This window comes from Corallococcus sp. AB032C (assembly GCF_003668935.1).
Taxonomy (GTDB): Bacteria; Myxococcota; Myxococcia; order Myxococcales; family Myxococcaceae; genus Corallococcus; species Corallococcus exiguus.
In genome coordinates this window covers 1-6,692 of sequence record NZ_RAWP01000201.1, presented here as the reverse complement: position 1 = coordinate 6,692, position 6,692 = coordinate 1, and the positions used below count along the sequence as shown (strand labels likewise).

Here is a 6,692-nt window from a genome sequence, read left to right as displayed (position 1 = left end):
GGAGGGCTCGGGGGGCACCGGTGCGGTCGCGCGCGGCGGAAGGGCCGGCGGTGGCGCGGCCGGTTCAGGCAGCTCCGGTGCGTCCGTGAAGCGCGTCACCCACGCGGCCCCCAGGGTGAATAGCAGGAACAGCCCCAGGCTCAGGCCGGGGATGAGGAGCCAGCGGACGACGGTGCGGTGCGAGGACGCCATGGGCCGGGAGCCCGCGTGTCATACCCGCCTCACGAAGGGCCGTGAAGCGGGGATGCACGCGAGCGCCCGAGGCTACGGATACACCTCGCGCCGCGAGCCAGGCGTCGTGGGCGTCGTCGGGGGCACCACCACCGCCCCTTCCGCGCGGATGCGCTGCTTGCGGCTGACGCCCAGCGTGGCGCCGAGCACCGCCGCGACGAGCCCCAGCAGGAGCCCCGCGAAGATGCCCCAGAAGACGCGGCCGGAGCGGTCCGCCACCTTCAGCGCGCCCTGCTGTGCCTGCTGGCCCACCTCACTGGCCTTGGTCTTGGCCTGGTCCACCTGCTGCTGCACACGGTCGGCCACGCCTTCCGCGTCCTGGCGCGACAGCTTGGTGTTCTGCGCGATGTTGCTCACCAGGAGCTCGCGGTCCATGCGGCCCTGTCGCACGCCCTCGGTGACGATGTCCTTGGTCGCGGCCTCCAGCTGGTTCGCGGTGATGGTGGGCTTGCCTTCCTGCCTCAGGCGCTGGTTCACCGGCGCGAGCGCGTCGTTGGCGTCCAGGCCGAACGCCTTCGCGGCTTCACCTCCGCCCGTCACCGCGCCCACGGCGGCTGCGCCACCCGCGCCCACCGCGGCCTTGCCCACGTTGAACACCGCGCCCAGCACGCTCGACAGCACCATGCCCAGCACGAGGACGCCCATGAGCGTCGTCAGGCCCCAGAGCACCGCGCCGTGCATGGCGCCTCCCGCCTTGTCCACGATGCCCGCGCTGCGCGCGGCCACCACGCCGCCCACGAAGAGCGCCACCAGCGGCACGAGCACGCTCCAGATGCCGGTGAAGATGCCCGCGGACTTCGCGCTCCCCGCGTCGGCGGGGTTCACCGACGACAGGCCCAGCGCCAGCCCCAGCGTGTAGAGCAATATCCAGACGCCCAGCGCGACGAAGGTGCCACCGAAGATGGCGCCCCAGCTCAGCTTGTACGCACTGCCCGGCACCGCTGGGATATTGCCGGCTCGTTCGCTTTCAACAATGGCTGCCATTGGACTCCACCCTCGCTTCCCGTGAGTCGCCGAAGCCGCGCCTGGGCACGGTCCGGACGTACGTGTCTGGGCTGAAGGTGTGCACCGGGGAAGCCACTTCGTTTCACTGCTTCACGGCCGCCCCGCCCCGAAGGGTGGGGCGGAGGGCCGGGTGGCCTCAGCGCAGGCCGAGCGCGTCGAGGAGCAGTGCCTCGCGCGCCACCACCGGCTCGCGAGGAAGCACGTCCGTGCGGTAGCGCGCGACGAGCGCGGGCAGCGTCACCGGGCTGCCGTCGCCCAGGCCGCTCCAAGCGGCGAGCAGGCCCAGGACGTGCTCGGGAGGCCGGCCGCGCGCCCTCAGCTCCGCGAGCGCGAACGCCCCGTCGCGCTTCGCCAGCCGCTTGCCGTCCTCGCCCATCACCAGCGGCACGTGGAGGAACGCGGGCGCGCTCAGGCCCAGCGCGGCGTAGAGCTGGAGCTGCCGGGGCGTGGAGGGCAACAGGTCGTCCCCGCGCAGCACGTGGGTGATGCGGCTGGCCGCGTCGTCCACCACCACCGCGAGCTGGTAGCTGGCCACGCCGTCATTGCGGCGCACCACGAAGTCCCCCACCAGCGCCTGCACGTCCTGGACGTACGGGCCCATGAGCTCGTCCACGAAGCGCACCTCGCCTTCCCTCGCGCGGAAGCGGTACGCGGGGGCTCGCGTGCGGGCACGTTCCGAAACCTGCTCGGCGGTGAGGCGCGCGCAGGTGCCGGGGTAGCGCGGGCCTTCGTCGGACAGGCCGTGGGGAGCGCTCGCGGCGCGGGCGATCTCCGCGCGCGTGCAGAAGCACGGGTAGATGAGCCCCTCGCGCGTCAGCTTCTCCTGGGCCTCGCGGTAGACGCTGTCGCGCTCGCTCTGGATGAGCGGTATTTCGTCCCAGTCCAGGCCCAGCCAGCGCAGGTCCTCGTAGAGGTCCTGGAGGAACTGGGGGCGGCATCTCGCGCGGTCCAGGTCCTCGATGCGCAGCAGGAACGCGCCGCCCGCGGCCCGGGCCTGGAGCCAGCCCAGCAGCGCGCTTCTCATGTTGCCCAGGTGCATGCGGCCGGTGGGGCTGGGGGCGAAGCGTCCTCGCATCGTGGCGGCGACCATAACTTCCCCGCCCGCACCGCGCGCTGGGAGAGAATGCCCTGCCGCTTCCTTCCGTTCCCTGGGGTGTGACTCCCTCCATGCGCTTCCTGCACTGCTCCGACGTCCACATCACCGAGGACTACTTCGCCCTGCCGCTGCGCAAGCTGGGCTGGCGCCGCTGGGTGGCGCTCGTCGAGCTGACGGCGGGAGGCCGGGCGAAGGCCTACCGGAACGCGCAGGCCACGCTGTCCACCATCGCCCGCGAGGCGGGCACGCACGGCGTGGACCACTTCATCCTCTCTGGCGACCTCACCGCCTACGCCCTGGAAGGCGAGTTCCGCGCCGCCCGCGCCGCGCTGGCGCCCCTGGCCCCCACGCCCGCGCGCTGCACGGTCATCCCCGGCAACCACGACGTCTTCACCCCCGGCGCCGCGCGTGACGGCCGCTTCGCGCGGCACTTCGGGGATCTGCTGGAGAGCGACCTGCCGGAGTACCGCCGCGAGGGCGCGTTCCCCTTCGTGAGGCTGGTGGGGGAGGGCGCCGCGGTGGTGGGCCTGTGCTCCGCGCGCCCCTTGCCCACGCCCGGCCTGTCCTACGGCACCGTGGGCCCCGCCCAGCTCGAAGGCCTGGCGGCCCTGCTGAAGGACGCCCGGTTGGACGGCCGCGCCATCCTGGTGGTGGTGCACCACGCGCCTCGCGGTGCCGCGAACCACGCGGACGGCTGGCACCACGGCCTGCGTGACGCGGACGCGCTCATGCAGCTCCTGCCGGGCCCGCGCTTCGCGGTGCTCCACGGCCACATCCACCAGCGCTACCACCACCCGGCCACCGACGACCGGCCCCACCTGTTCGGCGCGGGCTCCTCCACCCAGGCGGGGAAGGAGGGCTACTGGCTCATCGAGGTCCAGGACGGCGTCGTCGTGGGCGGAACGAAGCACGTGCCGGCCTTGTGACAGTCCCCCCGGGCGGCGGTACAAGGGGCGGACATGACCCCGGCGCCCACGTCCCCACCCGTTGAGTTGTCCCTGGAGGAGTACCGCTACCTGCGCCAGCTGGGACGTGTCACGGACGACCTCCTGGAGGAGAGCCTGCGGGAGCGCGAGACGCTCACCCAGTGCTTCCGGCGCTGCTTCCCCACGCTGCTTTCGCACCTGGGCGCGCGCGCCATCGCCGTCACCACGCGCGACGAGGAGTTGGTGGAGCAGACCTGGAGCGGGGGCGATTGGGGCGGCGTCTTCGCCGGGAGTCTCCTGGCGGGGCCCATGGGACTGAGCGTCCACGACACGGGCACGCTGCTCACCCAGACGCTGGACGTGGCGGGTTCACCGGTGGGCACGCTGGGCGTGCTCTTCGCGGGGCCGCCCGGTGACGCGGGCACCACCGCGAAGCGCCTGCGCGCGCTGGACGTGGTGGCGGAGGAGCTGGATACGGTGCTGATGCTGGTCCACACCGCGTCGGAGAAGCACCAGCTCATCCTCCAGTGCAACGAGCACCTGGCCAACCCCGTCTTCGAGGCGGGCATGGACCACGCGGTGCGCACGCTGGCGCAGCGGGTGCGGCTGCCGGGCTTCCTCCTCCTGTACCGCGACGCCGTGCAGCCGCACGTGCTGCACTACCGCTCGTACCGGCACGGTCAGCTGGAGTACGAGAGCGGAGATCAGCCCGGCTCGCAGCTGGAGACGCTGCTGCACCAGCACGGCACGCGGCTGTTGCACGGGGACGCGGGCGTGCTCAAGCGCCTGTTCGACGGGCGCTCCACGGAGGCGGTGCTCATCTCCGCGGCCACGCGCAGCGAGCCCCTGGGCAAGATCGTCGTCTGGAGCAACGAGGGCTTCTCCGCGTACGCGATGGACCTCATCCGCGTGCTGGCCTCCACGCTGAGCCAGCGGCTGCTGGACTACAACCGCGAGCGCATCCACCTGTCGCAGTTCTTCCCCACGGTGGCCATCAACGCGCTGCTGGAGGACCCGGACTACGCGCGGCACCTGCGCGCGCAGGAGCAGGAGGTGGGCATCCTGTTCGCGGACATCAACGGCTTCACCCGCATCTGCGAGCAGGGCTTCGACAGCCCGCGCAGCATCGGCCGCTTCGTGGATGAATGGAGCGCGCGCGCCGTGGACTGCATCTGGCAGCACGGCGGCGTGTTCGACAAGATGGTGGGCGACTGCGTCATCGGTCTCTTCGGTCCGCCCTTCTTCCAGACGGACCGCGTGCGCCGCGCGGAGGCCGCCGTGCGCGCCGCGCAGGACATCCAGGCCTTCACCGCGGAGCTGAGCGGACGCGAGGAGGTGGCCGCGCTGTGCCAGCGGGTGAAGCTGCCGGGCCTGGGCGTGGCGGTGGGCGTGAACCTGGCCACCGCGAACTGCGGCCTCTTCGGGCCCAACCGCAACTACACCGCGTTCTCCAGTGGCATGAACCAGGCCGCGCGCCTGCAGTCGCTGGCGGGCTTCCGCGAGACGCTGGTGATGGAGAGCGTGCACGAGGCGCTGAAGCAGTCGCAGGAGCCCTTCGTGCGCAAGCTCCAGTTCGGCCCCCTCACGGAAACGCCGGTGAAGAACGTGGCCCAGCCGCTGCGGCACTACCGGCTGGCGCCGTAGCCGTCTCGGTAGCCTTCAGGCCAGCAGGTGCGTGCCCGCGTAGCGCCGCGAGAAGTGGATCCACCGGCGCTCGTCCACCTCCACCTGCCACTCGCTGTTGGGCGTCAGCGGCAGGCGCTGCTTGAGGAAGCTCTCCAGGTGATCCGCCGCCTTGAGCGGCGTGAGCCCCGGCGCGCGGAACGCGATGTGGAGCACCACGTCCAGCGACGCCGCCACGTCCACCGACGCACAGATGCGCAGCGTTCCCACGCGCCGCTGGTACTGGGTATCCGATGCCGGCCATGTGGCGGAGCCCTCCGGCTGCGGAGGCGCCTGCTCAAGCCAGTTGTCGGGGATCAGGATGAAGTCGAGCAGGTTGCTGCTCGCCTCTTCCACCGTGCCGTGCTCCTGGATGGAAAGCATTGCCCACCTCCGCCAGAGAAGCCGTTGGGGTTGCGTGGAAGCCGTCTTGAAGAATGTGCCCACGAGCCCATGCCATGCAAGGGCCCCCGAACATCCACGTGCCGCACACACACCTCGTTACGCGCGTGCGGGCGGGACGGACGCTAGCGCTCCGGGGTGACACGTCAGGTCGGGTGGTGTTCCACGCGACCCCGCACGTTGCTCAAGAAGCGACGGGGAGGGAGCGGCGGGGCTTGCGCTCCACGGCGGCCTTGAGCTGGCCGCAGCCCGCATCGATGTCGATACCGCGACGCTGGCGCACCGTGCTGGGCACGCCGTACGACGTGAGCACGTCCTGGAACGCACGCACCGCGTCGGGGACGCTGGGGCCGCCGTCGTAGCCCACCGTGGGGTTGAGCGGGATGACGTTCACGTGCGCATCCATCCCATGCAGCAGATGCCCCAGGTGGTGCGCGTGCTCCGCGGTGTCGTTGCGGCCGGAGATGAGCGTCCACTCGAAGAAGATGCGGCGCTTGCGCTTGGCCACGTAGTAGCGGCACGCGTCCATCAGCTCGTTGAGCGGCCAGCGGCGGCCCGCGGGCACCAGCGCGGCGCGCTCCGCGTCCGTCGCGCCGTGGAGGCTCACCGCGAGCTGCACCGGGCGCGCCTCGTCCGCGAGCCGGAGGATGCCGGGCACGACGCCCACGGTGGACAAGGTGATGAAGCGCGGCGCCAGCGCCAGTCCCTTGGGGTCCACGAGGATGTCCACCGCGGCCATGGTGTGCTCGTAGTTGTGCAGGGGCTCGCCCATGCCCATGAGCACGATGTTGCGCAGCGCTTCTCCCTGCGCGCGCAGGACGCGCGTGACGTGGAGCACCTGGCCCACGATTTCTCCCGGCGTCAGGTGGCGTGACAGCCCCATCTGTCCGGTGGCGCAGAAGACGCAGCCCATGGCGCACCCGGCCTGCGTGCTCACGCACACGGTGGCGCGGCCCTTGAAGCGCATCAGCACCGTTTCAATCGTCTGCGCGTCGTGCAGGCGCAGCAGCAGCTTGTGGGTGAGCCCGTCGCTGCTGAAGCTCTCGTGATGCGTGGCGAGCACGCCCAGGTGCGCTCGCTCCTGGAGCGCGGCCTGGAGGTCCGGGCGCAGTCCCTGCACGTCGCCTGTCGCGGTGACGCCGTCGCGGTACAGGCCCGTCCACACGCGCTCGCGGTACTGGGGGCTGAAGCCCCAGCCGGCGAGCCTCGCGTCCAGCGCGGGGCGGGGCAGGTCGTAGAGGTTGACGGTGGCGTCCGGCATGACGGGACCTGGGATAACACACCCGGCGCGGACGCACCCGGGTCCGCCGGGCCGGGGGGCGGACGAGGGCTGTCTCGTATACACATCTCCGAGCCCCACGAGACGCTCA

General features: G+C 71.7%; 6 protein-coding genes and 1 pseudogene. 2 read left to right on the top strand and 5 right to left on the bottom strand.

Annotated features, from left to right (window positions below):
* The 3 genes and pseudogenes from D7X99_RS40975 to gluQRS form a co-directional block, all read right to left on the bottom strand.
* A pseudogene (locus D7X99_RS40975) lies at positions 1-192 on the bottom strand (hypothetical protein); the annotation flags it as partial.
* 72 nt (positions 193-264) lie between these two features.
* On the bottom strand, positions 265-1,215 hold the full coding sequence (locus tag D7X99_RS40970; RefSeq protein WP_121782469.1) for a hypothetical protein: 951 nt from the start codon (positions 1,213-1,215) through the stop codon (positions 265-267).
* A 157-nt stretch (positions 1,216-1,372) separates the two neighbouring features.
* On the bottom strand, positions 1,373-2,311 hold the full coding sequence (gene gluQRS, locus D7X99_RS40965; RefSeq protein WP_233614183.1) for a tRNA glutamyl-Q(34) synthetase GluQRS: 939 nt from the start codon (positions 2,309-2,311) through the stop codon (positions 1,373-1,375).
* Between the two features lie 92 nt (positions 2,312-2,403).
* Here gluQRS and D7X99_RS40960 point away from each other — a divergent pair, with 92 nt between their 5' ends.
* Together D7X99_RS40960 and D7X99_RS40955 are read left to right on the top strand one after the other, a co-directional pair.
* A complete protein-coding gene (locus D7X99_RS40960) occupies positions 2,404-3,258 on the top strand; it encodes a metallophosphoesterase (RefSeq protein ID WP_121782467.1) in 855 nt (284 codons plus the stop codon).
* Between the two features lie 33 nt (positions 3,259-3,291).
* The gene (locus D7X99_RS40955; protein WP_121782466.1) at positions 3,292-4,902 is read left to right on the top strand and encodes an adenylate/guanylate cyclase domain-containing protein; all 1,611 of its coding nucleotides are present in this window, start codon (positions 3,292-3,294) and stop codon (positions 4,900-4,902) included.
* 15 nt (positions 4,903-4,917) lie between these two features.
* Here D7X99_RS40955 and D7X99_RS40950 read toward each other — a convergent pair whose 3' ends face one another.
* A complete protein-coding gene (locus D7X99_RS40950) occupies positions 4,918-5,304 on the bottom strand; it encodes a hypothetical protein (RefSeq protein WP_121782465.1) in 387 nt (128 codons plus the stop codon).
* 202 nt (positions 5,305-5,506) lie between these two features.
* Positions 5,507-6,583 (bottom strand): 23S rRNA (adenine(2503)-C(2))-methyltransferase RlmN, encoded by a 1,077-nt coding sequence (rlmN, locus tag D7X99_RS40945; RefSeq protein ID WP_121782464.1) that lies wholly within the window; start codon positions 6,581-6,583, stop codon positions 5,507-5,509.
* Between the last annotated feature and the right edge of the window lie 109 nt (positions 6,584-6,692).

Bases quoted from the DNA above. Each gene is read 5' to 3' on its own strand.
- D7X99_RS40950 (WP_121782465.1), bottom strand. From the start codon at position 5,304: ATGCTTTCCATCCAGGAGCACGGCACGGTGGAAGAGGCGAGCAGCAAC.
- D7X99_RS40970 (WP_121782469.1), bottom strand. From the start codon at position 1,215: ATGGCAGCCATTGTTGAAAGCGAACGAGCCGGCAATATCCCAGCGGTG.
- D7X99_RS40955 (WP_121782466.1), top strand. From the start codon at position 3,292: ATGACCCCGGCGCCCACGTCCCCACCCGTTGAGTTGTCCCTGGAGGAG.
- gluQRS (WP_233614183.1), bottom strand. From the start codon at position 2,311: ATGCGAGGACGCTTCGCCCCCAGCCCCACCGGCCGCATGCACCTGGGC.
- rlmN (WP_121782464.1), bottom strand. From the start codon at position 6,583: ATGCCGGACGCCACCGTCAACCTCTACGACCTGCCCCGCCCCGCGCTG.
- D7X99_RS40960 (WP_121782467.1), top strand. From the start codon at position 2,404: ATGCGCTTCCTGCACTGCTCCGACGTCCACATCACCGAGGACTACTTC.